This window comes from Streptomyces sp. NPDC088124 (assembly GCF_040685895.1).
In the GTDB taxonomy this organism is placed as follows: domain Bacteria; phylum Actinomycetota; class Actinomycetes; order Streptomycetales; family Streptomycetaceae; genus Streptomyces.
In genome coordinates, this window is record NZ_JBFBJB010000022.1 from 120,741 (window position 1) to 141,676 (window position 20,936).

Below are 20,936 nucleotides of genomic sequence, written 5' to 3' on the forward strand. Positions count from 1 at the left end.
CGCAATCATGACGGACCTTGATCGCACGACACTGCTCGACCTGCTGCTCCGCTATGTGCGGGAGGAACTCGCGACGGGCCTGCCGTCCGAACTGATCACCGCCGACAGCCGGCTGCTGGAACTGGGGGTACTGGACTCGGTGCGCACCGCACGCCTGTTGGCGCACATCCGTACCACGTACGGCGTGCGCGTTCCGCCCGTGCACATGACCGGTGAGCACTTCCGCACGCCGGAGACGATCACCGACCTGATCCTGCTGCTCCGCTCGCAGACCGCCTCCCTCTGACACCTTCTCCACCACTTCCTCCGACACCTCTCTCCGACACCTCTCTCCGACAACTTGCTCTGACAACTTGCTCTGACAGGAGTACAGATGACGTACGCCTACGACATCGGCATCATCGGCGGCGGCCCGGCCGGTTCCACCGCCGCGTCCTACCTGGCCAAGGCCGGTCTGTCGGTCGCGGTCTTCGAAGGCGAGTTCTTCCCCCGGGAGCACGTGGGCGAGTCCCTGGTGCCGGCGACCACGCCGGTCCTGCTGGAGATCGGCGCCATGGACAAGATCGAGGCGGCGGGCTTCCCCCGCAAGTACGGCGCCGCGTGGACGTCGGCCAACGCCGACGACGTGGACCCGCTCGGCTTCCAGGTCCACGACCACGGCCTGGGCGCCGCCGATGTGCTGTTCAACGAACGCGATCAGCTCGGCGTCGACCGCGACCACACCTTCCACGTCGACCGCGGCCGGTTCGACCACATCCTGCTCAAGCACGCGGAGAGCCTGGGGGCGAAGGTGTTCTCCGGGGTGCGGGTGCGCGGTGTGGACTTCGCCGACAGCACCCGCCCCGTGCTGCGGGTCGGGCTGGGCGGGACGACCACGGAGGTGCCGGTACGGATGGTCGTCGACGCCAGCGGGCGCGGCACCCTCCTGGGACGGCAGCTCAAGGTGAAGGTGGCCGATCCGGTGTTCAACCAGTACGCCGTGCACAGCTGGTTCGAAGGACTCGACCGGGAGGCCCTGGCGAACGACGAGAACCAGGCCGAGTACATCTTCATCCACTTCCTGCCCCTCAGTGACACCTGGGTGTGGCAGATCCCCATCACCGACACGATCACATCGGTCGGGGTCGTCACCCAGAAGGCGCGGTTCCGGGAGGGCAAGGACGATCTCGAAGGTTTCTTCTGGGACTCGGTGGCCAGCAGGCCCCTGCTGTACGACGCGTTGAAGCAGACCGCGCGGGTCCGTCCGTTCAAGGCCGAGGGCGACTACAGCTACGGCATGCGCAAGGTGTGCGACGACTCGATGGTGATGATCGGCGACGCCGCCCGGTTCGTCGATCCCATCTTCTCCAGCGGTGTCAGCGTCGCCATGAACAGCGCCCGGCTGGCCTGCGCCGATATCATCGCCGCCGCCGAGGCCGGTGATTTCAGGGCCGGGCGGTTCGAGAACTACGTGACGAAGCTGCGGCGCGGTGTGTCCAGCTGGTACGAGTTCATCTCCCTCTACTACCGCCTCAACATCCTGTTCACCGCGTTCGTCCAGGACCCCCGCTACCGCATCGACGTCCTGAAACTGCTGCAGGGCGACGTCTACGACGAGCAGGAACCCGTCGCGCTGACGGCGATGCGCGAGTTCGTCGCCGCCGTGGAGGCGGATCCCGGCCACCTCTGGCACCCCCTGCTGGGAAAGATGAAGGTGTCCCGCAGCTCCGGGGCGTTGTTCTGACCGCGCCATGAGCGGTTTCCGAGGCATTGTTCCGACCGCGCCGTGGGCGGCTCCGTCCGACAGGGACGGAGCTCTCGTCGGCGCGGAGAACCGTCCGACTCGCAAAAGGAAGTAGGGCATCGCCGTGTACGGACCCTGGCTCTCGCGCGTCGCGCGGGGCGTGCCGCCCCTACGTGTCACCCAGGCGTCGGCATGAGGCCGGCCAATGTGTTCCTCGCCGGTCTGGGCTGCTGGCTGCCGGCCCCCTACGCGGCGTCCGAGGCGGTCGCGTCGGGCCTGTACGACGCCACGGTCTTCGCCGAGAGCGGTCTGCGCGGCGTGCTGGTCGCCGGGCCGGAGTCACCGCCCGACATGGCCGTACGCGCCGCGCGGACCGCACTCGGCCGCTCGAAGGGAGGGGCCGCGACGATCGGTACGGTGCTGCACGGCTCGACGTTCTACCAGGGGCCCGAGATGTGGTCACCGTCGGCCTACATCATGCGGGAACTGGGCATCACGGGGGCCGGCGGCACCGAGATCCGCAACGGGTGCAACAGCATGCTCACCGGTGTCGAACTGGCCGCCGGCCTGCTGTCGTACCAGCCGGACAGCCGACCGGACATCCTCCTGACCACGGCGGACAACTTCAACTCGCCGTTGATCAACCGGTGGGACACCGGGCCGATGGGCGTGATCGCCGCCGACGCGGCCAGCTCCGTCGTGATCAGCCCGACCGGTGGCTTCGCCCGTGTCGACGCCGTCGTCTCCCGGGTCTATCCGGAGTTCGAGGCGATGGCGCGCGGCGACGAACCGCTGTTTCCCCCCACGGGATCGGCGGGCCGGCGGATCGACACCGTGGAGCGCGCCCAGCAGTTCAACGAGCGGGTGCGGGAGGTCGGCGGGACGAGCGTCGCCGACGGCCTGGCGAAAGCCTGTTCCGACACGGCGCTCGCCGCCCTGGACACGGCCGGGATCAAAGCCGCCGACCTGCGCTGGGTCCTGGTGCCCAACGGCGACGAGGCGACCACCCGGAACTGTGTCATGGACCCGCTCGGGCTGGACGTGTCCCGGTCGCAGTGGGAGTTCGGCTGCGGGATCGGGCACGCCTCGGCCAGCGACCAGTTCATCGCCCTCGACCATCTGCTGCGCACCGGCCGGCTCGACGCCGGCGACCATGTCCTGCTGTTCGGCGGAGCGCCGGGCTGGTCGGCCGTGGCCGTGGTCCTCACCCTCTGCGAACTGCCGTCCTGGAGCGGGAGTCCGACGGAGCCGACGATGCCGACAGGAGGTGCCGCGTGACGGCGCAGCAGCAGGACCCGGCCGCCCCGCAGCCGATCGCCATCGTGGGGATGGCGTGTGAGTTCCCCGGCGCGCGCGACGTGCCGGCGTTCTGGAGCATGCAACTCGACGGGGTCGACGCCACGTCGGACGTCCCCGCCGACCGCTTCCCCGTCGACGTGTTCCACGATCCCCGCCCGCGGACGCCCGGACGGACCGTCAGCCGCCGCGGCGGCTTCCTGCCCGACATCCGGGGCTTCGACGCCCAGTACTTCGGTGTCTCCGGCCGCGAGGCGAGCCACATGGACCCGCAGCAGCGGCTGCTCCTGCAGACCGCCGCGGCGGCCGTGCGGGACGCCGGCCTGACGCCGGACCGGCTCGCGGGGAGCCCGACCGCGGTCGTCGTCGGGCAGCGCACCGCCGAATACTGGGACCTGCTGCGGGCCGCCGGGGCACTCGACATCTACGCCAACACCGGCACGTCGCGCAGCGTCCTGTCCGGCCGGCTGTCGTTCTTCTTCGATCTGCGCGGCCCGAGCACCTCGGTCGACACCGCCTGCTCCTCCTCGCTGGTGGCGGTGCACCAGGCGTGCGCGGCGCTGCGCGGCGGGGAGGCGACCCTCGCCCTGGCCGCGGGGGTCAACCTGGTGATCACACCGGAGGAGAGCATCACGTTCTCCCAGGCGGACATGTTGTCCGCGGACGGCCGGTGCAAGTTCGGCGCGGCCGGGGCCGACGGCTTCGTGCGCAGCGACGGTGTCGGCGTCGTCGTCCTCAAGCCGCTGGCGCGGGCCGAGGCGGACGGCGACCGGATCCACGCGGTCATCCACGGTTCTGCGGTCGAGAACGAGGGCCGCAGCAGCGGATATCTGATGACCCCGTCGGGAACCGCGCAGATCGACGCGATGCGGCACGCCTGCTCCCGCGCCGGCGTCGCCCCGCGGGACGTCGGCTTCGTGGAGGCGCACGGCACCGGCACGCCCACCGGCGACCCGATCGAACTGCGCAGCCTGGACGCGGTGTACGGCACCGGCGCCGGCCGTCCGGCCACGGACCCCGTCCTGGTCGGCTCCGTGAAGACGAACATCGGACACACCGAGGCGGCCGCGGGCATCGCGGGGCTCATCAGGGCCGCGCTGTGCGTGGCGCACGGCGTCGTCCCGCCCAGTCTGCACAGCGGCCGGCCGACCGACGCGGTGGACTGGGGCAGCATGGCCCTGGAGATCCCGCAGACCGCCCGGGAGTGGGGCCGGGGCGGCGCCCCGCGGTACGCCGCCGTCAGCTCGTTCGGCATCTCCGGCACCAACGCCCATGTCGTCCTCGGCGAGCACCGGCCCGCCGCCGTGCCACCACCGGCCGGCGAGCCGCGGCCGTACCTGCTCGCCCTGTCCGCCCGGACGCCCGTCGCGCTGCGTGAACTCGCCGCCTCGTACGCGGACTTCCTCGGGCCCGACGGGGCGGGCCGCCGGCACGCGTTACGTGACATCAGCTTCAGCACGCTGACCCGCAGCGCCCATGACCGGCACCGCATGACCGTACTCGCGACGGAGCACGACCAGGCCGTCCGGCAGCTGCGCGAGGGCCGGCCGATCGTCGCCGCCGGGCCGGGAGCGCGGTGGCGGACCGTCTTCGTGTTCCCCGGGCAGGGCTCCCAGTGGTCCGGAATGGGGCGCCGGCTCCTGCGTACCTCACCGGTCTTCCGGGAGACGGTCGAGGAGTGCGACCGGCACGTCCGCGCCGAGCGCGGCTGGTCGGTGATCGAGCGGCTGACCGCCGACGACGGGACGGACCGGCCGATCGACGTGGTGCAACCACTGCTGTGGGCGGTCGAAGTCGGTCTGGCCGCGCTCTGGCGGTCCTGGGGCGTCACCCCCGACGTGATGATCGGTCACAGCATGGGGGAGGTCGCCGCCGCCTGCGCCGCGGGCGCGCTCAGCCTGGCCGACGGCGCGGCGGTGATCTGCCGTCGCAGCGCACTGCTCAGGGAGATCGCCGGCGCCGGGTCCATGGCAGCGGTCGATCTGCCCGCCGACGAGCTGCGGCGGGAGCTCGCCGATGTGCCGGACGTCGACGTCGCGGTGAGCAACGCCCCCCGGCGCAGCATCATCTCGGGCCGTACTCCGACGGTGGAGAAGGTGCTGGCCGCGCTCTCCGAGCGGGATGTCTTCACCCGGACCGTCAAGGTGGACGTGGCCTCGCACAGCAGCCAGGTGGATACCCTGCTGGACGCGCTGCGCGCCGCCCTGGAGTCGGTCCGGCCCCGCAAGGGTGAGATACCGCTGCGCTCGACGGTGACCGGGGAGTTGCTGACCGGTGCGGAGCTGGACGCCGGCTACTGGGTGCGCAACCTCCGCGACGAGGTCCGCTTCCACGCGGCCGTCGACGCCGAGACCACCTGCTCCGAGGCGGTGGCCGTCGTCGAGATCAGCCCGCACCCGGTCCTCGGCGGTGCGGTGAAGGAGTGCCTGCCCACCGAGCGCACCGGCGACCTCGTGGTGCGCTCACTGCTGCGCGACACCGACGAGCCGACCACGCTGCTGACCTCCGTCGGCATGCTGTACCAAGCCGGATACCCGGTGCGGTACGACGCGCTGTTCGACGGCCCGGCCGCCTGGGTGGGACTGCCCTCCTACCCCTGGCAGCGCACCGAGTTCTGGTTCGAGCCGATCGCCGGGACGCCTGAGGCACCGACCACGACGGCCGCGATCACGACGACTGCCACCACGATGTCCGCGATCACGACGGCCGCAACCACGGCGCCGACCGGGACGACACCGGCCGCGCCGGACGGACATCCGCTGCTCGGCGCGTACACCGTCCTCGACGACGGCGCGCACCGCTGGGAGGGGATCGTCGACCTGGAGCGCAACGGCTACCTCCTGGACCACCAGGTGCAGGGTCTGGTCATCCTGCCCGGCACGGCGTACCTGGAACTGGCGGTGGCCGCCGCCACCCGGACCGTCGGCGCCGAGGTGGTCGTGCGGCACGTCCACTACGACAAGGCGCTCTTCCTCACCGCCGAGGCACCGCCGTCGCTGCGGGTGACGCTGCGGCCGGCCGGGCGGGGGTGGGCCTTCGACGTCGCCACCGCCGACGGCACCGAATGGACCCGCCATGCGCACGGCCGGGTCGAACAGGCGGTGGCCGGCGCGCGCGTGCTCGAACTCCCCGAGGACACCCCCCGGCAGATCGCCGCACGTGTCCAGGACCACTTCAGCGGCGCCGAGTTCTACCGCCGGTTCGCGGCCCGCGGCAACGACTGGCACGGCGTCTTCCGGGGCATCGGGCAGGTGTGGCGCGGCGACGACGAGGCGCTGGCCGAGATCGCCGTCCCGGCGGGTCTCCCCGACTACGCGCGGCACCACGTCCACCCGGCGGTCCTCGACGCCTGCGGACAGATCCTCGCGGCCACCCTGCCCGACTCGGCCGTACCCGGCGAGCAGCATGCCTTCGTCCTGGGTTCCCTCGACGCGTTCCGCCGGTACGGGCCGCTCACCGGGACCCTGTACAGCCACGCGGTCCGGCGCGAACTGACGGCCGAGTCGTTCAGCGGTGACGTCGTCGTCCGGGACGAACGGGGCACACTGCTGGCCGAGTTCCGCGGCCTGCGGATCCGCTGGCTCCTGCGCCGGGAGCAGCCCGGCCGGCCGGCCGACTGGCTCTACCGCCCGCGATGGCTGCCGGCCGCCGTACCCGGGACGCTGCCGGAGCCGGCCGCCGGCGCCTGGCTGGTGTTCGAGGACGAGGACTTCGGGCCGCGGCTCGCCCCGGCGCACGGTGCGCGGATCGCCGTACGGCCCGGGGAGCGGTTCGAGCGCACCGGCGACGGGTCGTACCGCATCGACCCGTCCCGTCGCGACGACTACGTCCGGCTGCTGTACGAGGCCGGCCGTGACCGCCCCGAGGGCGTCGCCGCCGTGGTGCACCTGTGGAGCATGCGAGCGGCCCGGCCGGTGGCGGCGGTACCGCTGGGCCTGGGCAGCGCACTGCTGCTGGAGCAGGCACTGGCGACGACGCGGTGGGCCGGCCCGCTTCCCCGGCTCGTGCTCGTCACCCGGGGCGCCGAGACGGTCGTGGGGACGGACGGGGCGCCGGATCCGGAGCAGTGCGCCGTGTGGGGCTTCGGGCGTACGGCGGCGAGCGAGCTGTCCGTCGTACGGCACACCCTCGTCGATCTGGACCCGGCCCGTGGCGCGGAGCAGACGGAGGCGCTGGCCCGGGAGATCGCGGCCGCCGACGGGGGCGCGGACCGGATCGCGGACACCGTCGAGGACCAGATCGCGTTGCGGGCGGGCGAGCGGTACGTCCTGCGACTGCGCCGCACGTCACCGGCGAGCGGTGCCGACGACATCACCGAGATCGTGCCGGCCGGCGCCCCCGGCGCGGGCCCGGTGCGCGCGGTGGCCACGGCGCGGCCCCCGGCCGCCGACGAGGTGCAGATCGCCTCGGCGTACGGCGGCGTCGGATTCCGCGACGTGCGGCGAGCGGCCGGGGCCCGCCCGGACCGGGACGACGACGGCCGGCTGGGCCTGGAGACCTCCGGCGTGGTGACGGCCATCGGCACCGACGTACGGGGGCTGGCCGTGGGCGACCGTGTGGTCGCCGTGGCCCGTCCGGGACTGGCCACACGGGTCCTCGCCGATCGCCGGCTGACCCACCGCCTGCCCGACGGACTCGGTCTCGCCGAGGCCGCCGCCGTGCCGATCCCCTATCTGACCGCCTGGTACGGCCTGATGGAGCTGGCCGCGCTCCGCGAAGGGGAGAAAGTCCTCATCCACTCGGCCACGGGCGGCACAGGACTCGCCGCGATCCAGGTGGCCCGGCGGTGCGGCGCCGAGATCTTCGCCACCGCGGGCAGCGAGCGGCGGCGGGCCCTGTTGCGCACCATGGGCGTCACCCATGTCGCCGACTCCCGGGGCGACTTCGCGGGTCCGCTGCTGGCCGGGACCCGGGGCACCGGGATGGACGTCATCCTGAACTCGCTGACCGGGGCGGCCGTCGACCGGAACCTCAGCATGCTCGCGCCGTACGGGCGCTACGTGGAACTGGCCGAGCGGGACCCGGCGGACGGCCGCCCGACCGGTCCCGGTGGCCTGCCGCGCAACGGTTCCTTCCAGGTCCTCGACATCGCCGCCTTCTGCCGCGAGCGTCCGGAGCGGGCCGGGGCGCTGCTCGGCCGTGTGCTGCGCCTGATCGCGGCCGGCGAACTCGCGCCGCTGCCGGCCGAGGTGTACCCGCTGGACGCCGTCGGCCCGGCGTTCGACGACATGCTCGGGGCCCGGCACATCGGCCGGGTGCTCATCGACCTGCGGACCACCGCCCCGGCGGTCCCGGCGGCGCCCGAGCCGACCCGGATGCGACCGGACGCCACCTATCTCGTGACCGGCGGCGCGGGCGGCATCGGCTCCGGACTGGCCCGCTGGCTCGTCGCGCGGGGCGCCCGGCACCTGCTGCTCACGGGCCGCACGGTGCCCGGCACGGCCCCGTCGTCGGAGGGTGACATCGCCGGCCTGCTGGAGGAACTGCGAGGCGGGGGCGTCGAGGTGCAGTACGCCCCCGTGGACGCGGCGGACGAGCGGTCGATGCGCCGACTGGTCGAGACCCGCCGCGCCGCCGGCCGTCCGGCGGTCCGGGGCGTCTTCCACACCGCCGGTGTGTTCCTGTACAAGCCGATCGGCGACACCACCCTGCGGGACCTGCAAGCCGTACTGAGGCCGAAGGTCGAGGGGGCCCGCGCCCTCGACCGTCTCTTCGAGGACGGCCTCGACCACTTCGTCCTGTTCTCCTCGGGGAACGCCCTGCTGGCCTCGCCCCATGTCGCGGCGGGGGCCGCGGCCAACGCGGGCCTCGACGCGATCGCCCGCGGCCGCCGCAGCCGCGGCCGGGCGGCACTCTCCGTGAACTGGGGGTTCTGGACCGACCGGGGCATGGCCGCGCGGGCGGGCACCGCACTCGGACGGAACCTGATCCCCCGGGGCATGACCGGGTTCACCGCCGAGGCGGGGTTCGAGATACTGGACCACCTGCTGGCGACGGGCGCCGGTGACACCGTCGTCATGCCGGTGGACTGGGCACAGTGGCGGGCCGCGTACCCCGTAGCGGCCGCGTCCCCGTTCCTGCGGGACGTCGTCGACGACACCCCCACGCCCCGTGTCACCACGGCCCCGCCCCCTCTTCCGACGGTAGCGCGGACCGGAGCGGGGACCGGGCGGGAGTCGACCGGCGATACGGATCGGACGAACGGTACGGATCGAACCGTCAGTGTGGATCAAACCGTCAGTGCGGATCGAAGCGTCAGTGCGGATCGAAGCGTCAGTGCGGATCGGACGAACGGTAACGATCGGACGGATCGGATGAACGGTACGGCGGCACCCGCCGGGGACCGGGCGGAGCTGTTCCGGGCCGGGGTCGCCGCCATCCTGCGCGTCGACTCCGGGCACCTCGACCCGAACCTGGATCTGACCAGCCAGGGACTCGACTCACTGATGGCGGCTCAGCTGCGGCAGGAGGTGCAGCGCTCGCACGGAGTGCTGCTGCCGGTCGGCAAGATCCTCAGCCGGGCGACGCTGCGCGAACTGACGGACCACCTGCTCGACACGGCCCGACCGGAGGAGAGATGAGCCCCGTCCCCGACTGGTCCCCCTCGCCACCGACGGCCCGCCTTCCTGATCGGCCGGTCAGGTCGGGTCAGCAACCGGTCAACGAGGTCCGGGCACGCTGCGGAGTGTCTTCGCCGCCGCTGAAAGGCCCTGCCTCCCGATGTCCCTTGATGAACGTGGCCCCGCCGTGGCCAGGACCGTTCCCTCTCCCGTACCCGTCCCTCGGCCAACACCGGGCCCGACCAGATCCGTTGTCGTCATCGCGCCCTTGTCGCTGACCATCGCTCTGGGGCTCTGGGGTATCCGCAGGGACAACAGTATGTGGGGGGACGAGGCCGTCACGTACCAGCTCGCGCACCGCGGTCTTTCGCAGATATGGCGCACCGCTCAGCATGTTGATCTGGTCCATGCCCTCTACTACGCCGTGATGCACGAGATCTTCGCTCTCTTCGGCGGGGGGCTGCTGACGTTGCGGCTGCCGTCCGTGCTGGCCATGTCCGTGGCGGCGGCCGGAGTCGGGCTCCTGGGGTTCCGCCTGGCGGGACCCCGTGCCGGGCTGCTGGCCGGGCTGGTGTTTCCGCTCCTTCCCCAGATCCAGCGGTACGCGCAGGAAGGCCGCTCGTACGCCATGGTGTGTGCCCTGGTCACCTGGGCCACCTACGCGCTCGTCGTCAGCGTCCCGCATCGCGCCCGGTGGCGGTGGGCGGTCTACGGCTCCACCATGCTGCTGGCCTGTCTGCTCCATGAGTTCGCGGTCCTCGCCCTGGTCGCACACGGCGTCACACTGGTCGCATCCCGTGTTCCACGACCGGTGCTGAGGGCGTGGAGTGTGACTGCCGCGGGTGTTGTGGCCGGGCTGTTGCCGCTGGCCATCCGTAGTGCGGGGCAGTCGGGGCAGGTGTCCTGGATCGACTGGCCAGGAACGCGGCCTCTCGGGGTCCTGGCCATGGCGGTCGTGGGCGTGGCGTGTGCCCGAGCGCCCCTGGGGGTGAAGGGGCCCGTGCGGCTTTCCGTGCTGGCTCTGCCGATTCTTGTGCTTCCGAGCCTTCTGCTGCTGGTCGTCTCACTGGTCAAGCCCCTTTTCGTCGACCGGTATGTGCTCTACAGCAGTATCGGAATCGCGTTGCTGCTGGGCGCCTGGATGGATCACTTCCACCGACTGCGGCGGTCTTCCCGCAACGCGTGGATCGCGGCGGTTGCCGTACTGGCCGTGCTTGTCCCGCCGAGCCTTTCGCTGCGGACGCCCCAAGGCCGGAGCACTGACGTCATCGCCATCGGCGCCACCGTACGCAAGGCGGGCCGTCCCGGCGACGGGCTGCTCTACCTCTCCGGCCAGCACCGGATCTGGACCGCGGCCAACCCCGAGGACACCCGTCTCCTGACGGATCTGGCACTGGCACAGGACCCCGTTTCATCGAACACACTCGCCGGTGTCGAGCGTCCCGCCCAGGACATAGCGGCACAGATGCTGGAATTCGACAGGATCGTCGCGGTCCGCGCCCCGGCGGGTGCGCACTCGCCCACCAACCCTCAGGTGGAAGCGAAGACAAGCACCCTGCGACGGTACTTCCGCGAGTACGGAACCACTCATGTCCTGGGCGCGCGAGTCACCGTCTATGTCCGCGACCAGGACCCGTCTCCGAAGGCCGGTCCTGGATCCAGCAGCCCGGGAGAGAGCAGTGGGGTGATGAGGTGACGCGGGATTCGGCCCGCGCCCGCCCTCGTAGGCGTCCGGCGGAACTACCCTGGGCCGAAGCCCTGCCGGGAGCACCGGAAGAGCGCAGCGCCCCGCCCCGCCCCGCCCCGCCCCGCCCCGACCAGGAACAGGAGAACCCCGCCATCTCTGATCAGTCCTCACCCTGTGTGTTCTGCGCCATCGTGGCCGGGGAAGCACCGGCCACCTTCGTGAGGGAGTGGCCGGACGTGATCGCCATCCGTCCCCTGGACGGAGTGAACGAGGGCCATGCCTTGGTCATCCCCCGTGCCCATGTCACGGACGCCGGCGTCGACTTCGCGGTCTCCGCGCGCACGATGGCCTGCGCCGCCGAGCTGGTGGCCGAGCACCAGGACGCGAACATCATCACGTCGAAAGGCGCCGCGGCGACGCAGACCGTCTTTCACCTTCACCTACACGTGGTTCCTCGCGAGGCCGGCGATGGCCTGCCCTTGCTCTGGACGCCTCGGCACGAGGCCGCACGAAAGGCCGGAGGCACGCGGTGACGAGCGACAGCCTCACCATCGTCTTCGCCCCCGAGTCCAGGGACGGAAAGTACGCACGGCACTACGACGACCAGGTCGGCTGGGAGACCGATGCCCGCGCCGCCGCCGACGCCATTCTCTTCTGGATCCCCCGAGACCTGCGCACCCTGCCGGGCTTCACCACCAACGTCGAGTTCGGGCTGGACGTCGCCACCGGCCGCGCGGTCCTGGGCTCTCCGCCGACCTGCCCCAACCCCGAACGCAACCGTTACCTGATCTACGTCGCCGGGCGGCACGGTGTCCCGGTGCTCGACACGCTCGCCGAGACCGTGACTGCCGCTCCGGACATCATCGCTGCCCGCCCGTCGGTCGGTCCGGACCCGCACCGACATCCGTGAGCCCCCGCCCCCAGGGGCGGCTCGGAAGCCCGGTCCACTGCCTTCCAGAAAGCCGCCCGCTTCCGGGGCACCGGGAGAGGCGCCGATGTCAGGCGCGGTTCGAGGGGTTGAGCTCCGGGGAGCCTGACGGGGGTGTGAGGGTGCGCGGGTCGACGGGGGCGGGGACGTAGACGGGTGCGTCGGTCTGGTAGAAGAGGTCGATGTCGGCCTCCTCGCCGCCGACGATCAGCGTGTCCCAGGCGCCGCTCGCCTGCAGCGTCCGCAAGGTCTCCGGTGCGAGAGCGGAGAGATGGTCGCGCAGCTCCTGATCGGTGGGCATGCCGGGAAGGCGGGACGCGAGCTCGGTGCGTCGGCGCGTGTCTCGGCCGGTGCGTCGGCACGTGTCTCGGCCGGCACGTCGGCACGTGTCTCGGTGGTGACGGTGGGTACGTCCGTGGTGGCCGTCTCCACATCGTCGTGGGATTGCGTGGGTGTGTCGGTGCCCACGCCGTCCGTCGGCAGATCAACGGTGTCCGTCGCCGTGAGGTCGGCCCCCGGCGTACCGCCCGCGGCCACGAGCCGCAGGTCCTCCGCCGTCCGCGCGAGCGAGAGACGTTCGTCCGGGTCCTTGCGCAGCAGGCCCTCGATGACGGGCGCGAGCGCTCCGGCCCGGTGCGGGACGGACGGTTCGTCGTCGACGACGGCGCGCAGGGTGGCCAGGGCGCTGCTGTGCCGGAAGGGCGAACGGCCCTGGACGGCGGCGTAGAGCAGCACGCCGAGAGACCACAGGTCCGAGGCGGGGCCCGGCATGCGGCCCAGCGCCCGTTCCGGGGCGAGGTACTCGGGGGAGCCGACGACCTCACCGGTCATCGTCAGGGCCGAGTCCCCCTGGATCACGGCGATCCCGAAGTCGCTGAGGATGACCCGGCCGTCGTCGGCGAGCAGGACATTGGCCGGCTTTACGTCACGGTGCAGCACTCCGGCCTCGTGCGCCGCCTGGAGCGCGGTCAGGACCTTCGCGCCGATCCGCGCGGCCTCCCGCGGGGCCAACGAGCCCTCCGCCTGCAACCCGGTCGGCGAGCGAACGGCCGCGAACCAGCTCCATCACGATCCACGGGCGGTCCTCGTCGGTGACCACGTCGTGGACGGTGATCACGTTGCGGGCGGTGACGCGCGCCGCGGCCCACGCCTCGCGCTCCAGCCGCGTGTACAGACGCTCCACCTTGGCGCTGGGCAGCCCGGCCGGAGCCCTGACCTCCTTGACGGCGACCTCCCGGTGCAGCACCTCGTCGCGGGCGCGCCACACGGTGCCCATGCCGCCTTCTCCGAGAGGGGCGAGCAGACGGTAGCGGCCGGCCACGACCCGGTCAGGGCTCATGCCCGAGGATGCGATGTCCTCGCGCCGAGCCGGGACTTCCCGCCCCTGATCCTCGGGAACCGGCGGATCCGCCCGGACGTCTCCCGCCTGATCGGATGTCATTGCTCCGCCACTCCTGTTTCTCTCCTGCTCGCAAGGGCCCGACGCCGGTGGACCGGCCATGCCCCGTGCGCCGTGACGCCCCCCGATCCCCAACGCGTGGCCGCCAACTGTCCTACGGATGGGGCCTGTTGGTTTTCGTAGCTTAACAACGGAACCGGTGGACGGGGCTGCCGGTCTCTCCGCCGGCACCCCGTGCCACCCCAGGGAGCACGAACGCCACGGCATGAGCGGCCAGGTCCTCACCGATCCCTTCGTCGATGGAAGCGCCGCAGCGTGAGGCCGGAAAAGACTCGGGGCCGGCACCATCCGGTAGGCCGGAAGAGATATCCCCCCTCAGCAGTCCCCTTGCCAAGGCACCGCATAGGAGCTGCCAATTTTATACAGCCCTGGCGTGGAAACTTTGAAACGGATCCAGTCACCATCACGCTCGACACAACCAGCGCTGGTACGCAGCCAGGGGGAATACGGGATACGCAACCTGACCATGCCAGGTTCGGGAACTTGCACGGTAAAGTTTGCATTGTCACTGCTGACGACCGACGCATCCGCACCCGAAATAATGGGCCCGGCATCCTTCACCCGATAAATCTGCCACCGGGAGTCGCGCCATACCGGCTCCAGCCAGCTCGGCCTGCTGCGGACGAGCTCGGCTTCGTCTCTTGCCGCCCAGTCCGGCTCACCCTCCGGCAGGACGACATAACCTACCGCCCATTTGTCGAGCCATGCGCGATATTTCCCCATCGTGAACTTGTTCTCATAGAAAAAACTCCCACGTTCCACATCGAGCTGACGATTCCATCCCCGTGCCAGATTCACGTGCGGACCGAGCACAGTGGTTTCACGATGATGGACAGCAGGCACTACCTCCACACGCGTACGGTCCGCATGCAAACGGTCGAGCGCTTTCAGTACGCCTTGCGTGTGGGACGCCCATGACGGCACAGGTGTCGACATATTGAGCACATGGACAGCGTGTGCCGTCACCCACTGCACAGAAAGAGCGAGGGAAAGCCCGACGGCCACCCTTGACACCATGTGAGCGCCGCGCTCAAGCAGCACGCAGAGAAGCACCGGAGGCCCGAACAATTCAGCGAGACGGATGACATTGGAACCGACAGGCGAAGAAATCAGTCCGGTCAACACCACACCTGCCGCATAAACCGCGGAGCTGAAACGTAGAGCCCTCCACTCTCGCGGCGCCAGCAGCGCCAGCACGATTCCGAAGAGGGCCGGCTTCCATATATCACCCATCGCCATGGGCATGACGCCACTAAAAGGAAAGAGCAAGGTTGTCAGAGCGACCACTGCGACAGGCGGTGCGCAAACAGCGACAGCTCTTCCCATATCCCGGTTCAAGAGCCAGCCCGCCCCAAGAACCAGGAGGAACAGCCCTGCGACGGGACTGGCCAGAGTCGCCAGGGCGCTGAACACCGATGCCAGTACCAAGCGCCTACTGGAACCTGCCAGGCCAAGACAGGACACCAGTGCCAGAGTCACGCCCAACGCGAAGGTCGAGCGCCCCGATGCGACATTCGCCCAGAGAGACAGGACCGCCAGGAGCGCAGGCCACAGCGGACGACTTACTCCGCTGCGCACGAACACACACCCCACGAACCACGAGGCGATGATTCCCGCTCCCACGGTGACAGTCCGCACACCGAGAAGGGCCATCAACTGCGGTGCGATGACACTGTAGTTGCCGACATGGATGCCCCCGTACCAGCCCAGACTGTAGGGGGAACCGGGGTGTCGGGAGACGAAATCCGCCCATGAAAGCTGCGCGGCGAGATCGCCTCCACCTGTCGCCAGACAGGCGGCCCATACCGCATACAGCGGCAGGGCTACGGCGGTAGCCGCAATCGGTACGTCATGTTGGCGCCGGCGTGTACGTGCCCATGCGAATCCGCCGGTATGAACACGGTCCGCAGGCAGTTGGACCGCCGAGACGGTGGAGCCGACGGAACCACGTTCATCAACGGACATCGGGCGACAAGGCCTTTCAGCAGGGGGTGAAGACACCCCGCAGCGTGCCCGGACCTCGCTGACCGGTCGCTGATCCAACCTGACCGGCCGATCAGGAAGGCCAGCCGCTGGTGTGCGAGGCTGCACCGCATGCGCATCCTGGTGGTCGAAGACGAGGTGGACCTTGCCCACACCCTGCACACCGGTCTGACCGCCGAGGGCTACAGCGTCGACCTCGCCCATGACGGCCGGCACGGACTGTGGATGGCCCGGACCGGCGAATACGCCCTTGTCGTACTGGACTTGATGCTGCCCGGACTCAACGGCTACAAGATCTGCGCCCAGCTGCGCAGAGAGGGCAACGCGACCCCCATCCTGGTACTCACCGCCAAGGACGGGGAGTGGGATCAGGCAGAGGCCCTGGACACCGGGGCCGATGACTACCTGGCCAAGCCCTTCTCCTACCTGGTGCTCGTCGCACGCCTGCGGGCCCTGGTCAGACGAGCCGCCACGGTCGCCCCGCCCGTCCTCGCCGTGGGCGACCTCTCGCTGGACGTCGCCGGCCGGGTCTGCCGCCGGGCCGGGACCCGGGTGGAACTCACACCCCGGGAGTTCGCCGTGCTGGAGCTGCTGGCCCGCCGGGCGGGCCAAGCGGTCTCCAAAACGGATCTGCTCTATCACGCGTGGCCCGACGAAGCCCAGGATCCCAACCTGGTGGAGGCGCGCGTCAGCGCCCTCCGCAAGAAGGTGGACGCCGCGTTCCACCGGCAGTCCCTGCAGACCGTACGGGGTTCCGGCTACCGGCTGGTGGACGACCGTGACCGCGACTGAGCCGCGACGCCGCTGGTGGCCGCGTTCGGTACGGGCCCGCGCGGCCCTGGCCGCCGCCACGACCGCCGCCGTCATCCTGGCCGGCATCGGCTGGTGGCTGCACCAGGACGTCTACCGCAAGAGCACGCAGATCGCCGAAGACGAGGCCAAGGCACAGCTCTGGGCTCTCTGCGATCAGTTGAGACAGAGGGTCATTCCCGACACCAGAAGCACCGTGCCGTACGAGGTCGTCGCGACCGGCCGGCGCGCCGCTGTCGCCTACGGCGGAGGTATGGACGACTTCGATCCCGGCACCCGACACGTGATGCCCGCCCCGCCGAAAACCTTGCGGGCCGAGATCATTACCACCGTCCGCCTACCTGCGAACCCCGACTACGACCCCCATGACAAATCCTCCGTGGCCGGCGGAACCAATCAGGTCTTCACCGCCGATATCCGGGCCGAAGATCTCAGCAGCGACCAAGTCGCCGCTCTGGGCGTCGCCGCGGACGCCACACTGCGGGTCTACGTGGTGGTGCTCCCGCACACAGCCAAGTCAATCACCGAGACCATCGACCTCCTGCTGCTGCGGGCCGGGCTCGTCAGCCTCGTACTGATCGCCGCGGCCGCCTACTTCACCGTCCGCATCGCACTGCGGCCGGTCGAAGCCATCCGCGTCCTCACCGCCTCGGTCACCGCGAACGACCCCCGCGAACGCGTCACCGTCCCCGCCACGGGACACGAGATCGCCGCCCTGGCCACCACCATCAACACCACCCTCGAACGCCTCGACAACGCCGCCGCACAGCAACGCCGCTTCGTCGCGGACGCCGCCCACGAACTGCGCAGCCCCCTCACCACACTGCTGGCCAGCCTGGAAGTCGCGCTCGCCTACCCGGAACACACCGACTGGCCCGCCGCTGCCACCACCGCCGCACGGCAGACCCGCCGCCTCCAAGCCCTCGCCGAAGACCTGCTGCTCCTCGCCCGCCTCGACACCCGCGCCCCCGCACCCGGCCCCGAACCCGTCGACCTGACAGCCCTCGCCTCCCGGATGGCCAAGCAATACCCCCTCACCGAAAGACCGTTGACCCTCACCTGCGACAGCACCGCCCCTGCCCCCGTCCTCGGAAACCCCGACGAATACGAACGGCTGCTGCGCAACCTCCTCGACAACGCCGCCCGCCACGCCGCACACCGCATCCAGATCACCGTCCGGAACCAGGACGCCCAGGTCGTCCTCACGGTGCACGACGACGGACCGGGCGTGCCCACCGAGGACGCCGAGCGCGTCTTCGAACGCTTCGTCCGGCTCGACGACGCCCGCTCCCGCGACCAGGGCGGCACCGGGCTGGGCCTCGCCATCGCCCGCGACCTGGCCCACCGCCACCGAGGCACCCTCACCCTCACCCCCCGGACGCTCGGAGCATGCTTCCAGCTGCGCCTCCCCCAAGCCCCCACCCCGGCCGGGAAATGACGTACCTCTCCACATGAGAGCCGCGCCCATGAACGCCGGTCCGGCCCCCGAGGGGCGACCGGATACAGTGCGCGGACGGCAGCCTGGTTTGTGAGGGGAAACGTGACCGACACCAGCGACACCCGACCCGCCGACAGCGAAACGCAACCGCCGCGGCAGAGCCAACTGCACCGCCTGATGCGCTACATCCCCCTGATCGCCCCCGTCCTGCTGTGGGCCGTGCCCTGCTGGGTGCTCCTGCACAGCGGCCAGCACTGGCCTCCGCCCATCACGCTCGGCGGCACCGCCCTGTTCGCCCTCGGCCTCGTCGGTATGCCGCTCGCGATGGCGCGCGGCCACGGCCGACGCCAGCAGGACCCGGCAGCGATCGTCGGTGACACCCTGCTGGGCACCAGTTGGGTTCTGTTCACCTGGTCCATTCTGCTCGGCGTCCCACTGAGGCTCGTCCTGGCCGTGGCCGGCGTCGACGAGAGTCAGGACCGGGCTCGAATGGTCACTTGGTCCGTCCTCGGCATCACCGCCGTACTACTCGCCTGGGGGTACGCCGAAGCCCGCCGCGTGCCACGGGTGCGCCGCCTCGATGTGCAACTCCCGCGGTTGGCTGCCGGGTTGGACGGCCTCCGCGTCGTCCTCATCACCGATACCCACTACGGCCCCCTCGATCGCACGCGCTGGTCGGAACGGGTATGTGAGACGGTGAACACCCTGGAAGCCGACCTGGTCTGCCACACCGGTGACATCGCGGACGGCACGGCCGCACGCCGCCGCGCCCAGGCTGTCCCCCTCGGTACCGTGCGCGCCACCCGGGCCCGGGTATACGTCACCGGCAACCACGAGTACTACAGCGAGGCCCAGGGCTGGGTCGACCTGATGGACGAGCTGGGCTGGGAGCCGCTGCGCAACCGCCATCTGCTGCTCGAACGCGGAGGCGACACCCTCGTGGTCGCCGGCGTGGATGACGTCACCGCCGAGTCCTCCGGTCTGGCGGGCCACCGCGCGCACCTGGCCGGAGCTCTGAACGGCGCCGACCCCGAACTGCCCGTCCTGCTCCTGGCACACCAGCCCAAGTTCGTCGGCCAAGCGGCAGCCGAGGGCATCGACCTCCAGCTCTCCGGCCACACCCACGGCGGCCAGATATGGCCCTTCCACCACCTGGTCCGCATCGACCAGCCCGCCCTCGCCGGCCTCAGCCACCACGGCACCCGCACCCTCCTCTACACCAGCCGCGGCACCGGCTTCTGGGGCCCGCCCTTCCGTGTCTTCGCCCCCAGCGAGATCACCCTGCTCGTGCTCCGCTCCCCGCACCTGCCCCACCTCGATGGAGCACCCGACGGGCCGGCACATCCGACGCAGGCCGGCGACGCGTGACGCCTGTACCACCAGCGGACGAAGTATCCGCTGGTGCCCCGACGCCGCCGTCCTTGACGGTGACTCACCCTGCCTGGCCCGTTCCGCTGCCGACGGCCCGGAGAACGTGAGGCTCCGCAGCAGGTGACGAGGGTCGCGAACGCCGGCTGCTACGCCTGAGGTCCGCCGAGCCTCACGCCGGACCCGCCTCCTCTCCCCGTTCCTCTCTCCCCTGGTGAACCGGCGCGACGACCGCTGGGGCGGCAGCCTGCACCACCGCGCCCGCCTGCTGCTCGATGTCGTGAGCGCGGTCCGCGAGCGCGTCGGCACGGGCTTCGCAGTGGGAGTGAAACTGAACTCGGCGGACTTCCAGCGCGGCGGATTCGACACCGACGACGCACGTGACGTGATCAAGATGCTCGCCGATGTGGGGACCGACCTGGTCGAACTGTCCGGCGGCAGCATCGAGAGCCTGGCCACGGCAGGTTCCCCCGCGGACGGCCGCACCCTTGCCCGCGAGGCGTACTTCCTGGAACTCGCCGAGCGGCTCGTCGCCACCTCGCCGCTGCCACTGCTGCTGACCGGAGGGATCCGGCGACTCGCCATCGCCCAACAGGTGATCGACTCCGGAGTCGCCATGGCGGGCATAGCCACGGCGCTGGCCATCGACTCCACTCCGCCAGGACAGTGGCTTGCCGGTAGCGATGCGCGGGTCCGCCCGCCCCGCACCCGTTTCCGGAACAGAGCGCTGGCAGCCGCAGCCATCCAGGCTGTCACGTCGCGGCGGCTTGCCCGCCTCGGTGCGGGCAAGCCGTCGAAGACGCCCTACTCTCCGGCCGTCGCCCTCCTCCTCGAACGGCTCGTCCGCGCGCGACGCCGGCGCGATTATCTGAAATGGCATACGGCCGCCTGAGACCGGACCGGATCGAGTCGCTTGTGGTCCCCAACTGGTCCCCCAGAAGCACGGAAAGGCGGTACCGGATTTCTCCGATACCGCCTGCGACCTGCGAAAAACAAGTCGGGACGACAGGATTTGAACCTGCGACCCCTTGACCCCCAGTCAAGTGCGCTACCAAGCTGCGCCACGTCCCGATACGCGTCCCGTCTCCCGGGAAGATCTTCCCTGGTGACTGGCCACGCGGAGAACACTACCTCACTCCGCGCCACCGAAGGACACGGCCCGTTCGCGCGACAATCGGTACATGAGGGAAGAACGACGGGACCGTGACGGCGAGGGGCGGGCGCGCAGCGCACGGCCCCGGGACGGGTTGGGGCGGCCGTTGCCGTACGGGGCTCCCGGGGTGGAGCGGCAGCCGGAGGGGGTCGTGCGCGGCGCCGGGGAGACCCTTCGGGAGGCGCAGCGGCTGCTCGACGCGGGCATGCCCTTCCACGCGCACGAGGTGTTCGAGGACGCGTGGAAGTCGGGGCCCGAGGCGGAGCGGGCCCTGTGGCGGGGGATGGCCCAGCTCGCGGTCGGGCTGACGCACGCCGCCCGGGGCAATGCGACGGGCGGGGCGCGGCTGCTGCTGCGGGGGGCCGGGGTGATCGACGCGTATCCGGACCGGGCGCCGCACGGCATCGATGTGGCCGGGCTGACGGTGTGGGCCAGGGAGCTGGCGGCGCGCGTCGGCGACGGGCCGGTGGACGCCGCCCGCGAGGCGCCCCGGCTGACCTGACCCGTCCCGCCGCCTCCGGGCCTGGCGTA

The 20,936-nt window shown here is 70.9% G+C and carries 13 protein-coding genes, 1 tRNA gene and 2 pseudogenes; 12 read left to right on the forward strand and 4 right to left on the reverse strand.

Annotated elements, in window-relative coordinates; all coding sequences use genetic code 11:
- Positions 1-7: 7 nt before the first annotated feature.
- The 7 genes from AB0P17_RS19930 (at position 8) to AB0P17_RS19960 (ending at position 12,176) form a co-directional block, all read left to right on the forward strand.
- Positions 8-286, forward strand: coding sequence for an acyl carrier protein (locus AB0P17_RS19930; RefSeq protein ID WP_365812672.1), 279 nt, complete (start codon positions 8-10; stop codon positions 284-286).
- Between the two features lie 87 nt (positions 287-373).
- Positions 374-1,723: an NAD(P)/FAD-dependent oxidoreductase gene (locus AB0P17_RS19935; protein ID WP_365812674.1), complete on the forward strand. Its 1,350-nt coding sequence runs from the start codon at positions 374-376 to the stop codon at positions 1,721-1,723.
- A gap of 192 nt (positions 1,724-1,915) precedes the next feature.
- Complete coding sequence (locus AB0P17_RS19940) at positions 1,916-3,001, forward strand: ketoacyl-ACP synthase III family protein (protein ID WP_365812675.1); 1,086 nt, start codon at positions 1,916-1,918, stop codon at positions 2,999-3,001.
- Complete coding sequence (locus AB0P17_RS19945; RefSeq protein ID WP_365812677.1) at positions 2,998-9,600, forward strand: type I polyketide synthase; 6,603 nt, start codon at positions 2,998-3,000, stop codon at positions 9,598-9,600. Before AB0P17_RS19940 ends, AB0P17_RS19945 begins: the two co-directional genes overlap by 4 nt.
- 139 nt (positions 9,601-9,739) lie before the next feature.
- Positions 9,740-11,275 carry a glycosyltransferase family 39 protein gene (locus AB0P17_RS19950; protein WP_365812679.1) on the forward strand — a complete coding sequence of 512 codons (1,536 nt, stop codon included), beginning with the start codon at positions 9,740-9,742 and terminating at the stop codon, positions 11,273-11,275.
- A 227-nt stretch (positions 11,276-11,502) separates the two neighbouring features.
- Entirely contained in the window at positions 11,503-11,799 is a 297-nt protein-coding gene (locus AB0P17_RS19955; protein WP_365812680.1) for an HIT family protein, read from the forward strand.
- Positions 11,796-12,176 (forward strand): nucleoside 2-deoxyribosyltransferase domain-containing protein, encoded by a 381-nt coding sequence (locus AB0P17_RS19960; RefSeq protein ID WP_365812681.1) that lies wholly within the window; start codon positions 11,796-11,798, stop codon positions 12,174-12,176. Before AB0P17_RS19955 ends, AB0P17_RS19960 begins: the two co-directional genes overlap by 4 nt.
- Positions 12,177-12,264: 88 nt before the next feature.
- On the opposite strand, the gene AB0P17_RS19965 is transcribed toward AB0P17_RS19960, so the two are convergent.
- From AB0P17_RS19965 to AB0P17_RS19975, 3 genes and pseudogenes are all read right to left on the reverse strand, one after another.
- Positions 12,265-12,441, reverse strand: a complete 177-nt coding sequence (locus tag AB0P17_RS19965; RefSeq protein ID WP_365812683.1) for a hypothetical protein — start codon at positions 12,439-12,441, stop codon at positions 12,265-12,267.
- A gap of 260 nt (positions 12,442-12,701) precedes the next feature.
- Positions 12,702-13,533: pseudogene (locus tag AB0P17_RS19970) on the reverse strand (serine/threonine-protein kinase); the annotation flags it as partial.
- Between the two features lie 435 nt (positions 13,534-13,968).
- Entirely contained in the window at positions 13,969-15,618 is a 1,650-nt protein-coding gene (locus tag AB0P17_RS19975; protein ID WP_365812684.1) for a glycosyltransferase family 87 protein, read from the reverse strand.
- A 129-nt stretch (positions 15,619-15,747) separates the two neighbouring features.
- Here AB0P17_RS19975 and AB0P17_RS19980 point away from each other — a divergent pair, with 129 nt between their 5' ends.
- The 4 genes and pseudogenes from AB0P17_RS19980 to AB0P17_RS19995 form a co-directional block, all read left to right on the forward strand.
- A complete protein-coding gene (locus AB0P17_RS19980) occupies positions 15,748-16,428 on the forward strand; it encodes a response regulator transcription factor (protein WP_365812687.1) in 681 nt (226 codons plus the stop codon).
- A complete protein-coding gene (locus AB0P17_RS19985) occupies positions 16,415-17,884 on the forward strand; it encodes a HAMP domain-containing sensor histidine kinase (protein WP_365812689.1) in 1,470 nt (489 codons plus the stop codon). The genes AB0P17_RS19980 and AB0P17_RS19985 overlap by 14 nt, the downstream gene beginning before the upstream one ends.
- A gap of 102 nt (positions 17,885-17,986) precedes the next feature.
- Positions 17,987-19,252, forward strand: a complete 1,266-nt coding sequence (locus AB0P17_RS19990; protein WP_365812690.1) for a metallophosphoesterase — start codon at positions 17,987-17,989, stop codon at positions 19,250-19,252.
- A 199-nt stretch (positions 19,253-19,451) separates the two neighbouring features.
- Positions 19,452-20,144 (forward strand): annotated as a pseudogene (locus AB0P17_RS19995) (2,4-dienoyl-CoA reductase); the annotation flags it as partial.
- Between the two features lie 105 nt (positions 20,145-20,249).
- Here AB0P17_RS19995 and AB0P17_RS20000 read toward each other — a convergent pair.
- Positions 20,250-20,323, reverse strand: a tRNA-Pro gene (locus tag AB0P17_RS20000).
- Positions 20,324-20,433: 110 nt separating this feature from the next.
- Here AB0P17_RS20000 and AB0P17_RS20005 point away from each other — a divergent pair.
- On the forward strand, positions 20,434-20,907 hold the full coding sequence (locus AB0P17_RS20005; RefSeq protein ID WP_365812692.1) for a DUF309 domain-containing protein: 474 nt from the start codon (positions 20,434-20,436) through the stop codon (positions 20,905-20,907).
- Positions 20,908-20,936 lie beyond the last annotated feature (29 nt).

Excerpts from the sequence above, each read along its gene's own strand:
- AB0P17_RS19930 (WP_365812672.1), top strand. The coding sequence starts at position 8 with ATGACGGACCTTGATCGCACGACACTGCTCGACCTGCTGCTCCGCTAT.
- AB0P17_RS19940 (WP_365812675.1), top strand. The coding sequence starts at position 1,916 with ATGAGGCCGGCCAATGTGTTCCTCGCCGGTCTGGGCTGCTGGCTGCCG.
- AB0P17_RS19935 (WP_365812674.1), top strand. The coding sequence starts at position 374 with ATGACGTACGCCTACGACATCGGCATCATCGGCGGCGGCCCGGCCGGT.
- AB0P17_RS20005 (WP_365812692.1), top strand. The coding sequence starts at position 20,434 with ATGAGGGAAGAACGACGGGACCGTGACGGCGAGGGGCGGGCGCGCAGC.
- AB0P17_RS19980 (WP_365812687.1), top strand. The coding sequence starts at position 15,748 with ATGCGCATCCTGGTGGTCGAAGACGAGGTGGACCTTGCCCACACCCTG.
- AB0P17_RS19950 (WP_365812679.1), top strand. The coding sequence starts at position 9,740 with ATGTCCCTTGATGAACGTGGCCCCGCCGTGGCCAGGACCGTTCCCTCT.
- AB0P17_RS19975 (WP_365812684.1), bottom strand. The coding sequence starts at position 15,618 with ATGTCCGTTGATGAACGTGGTTCCGTCGGCTCCACCGTCTCGGCGGTC.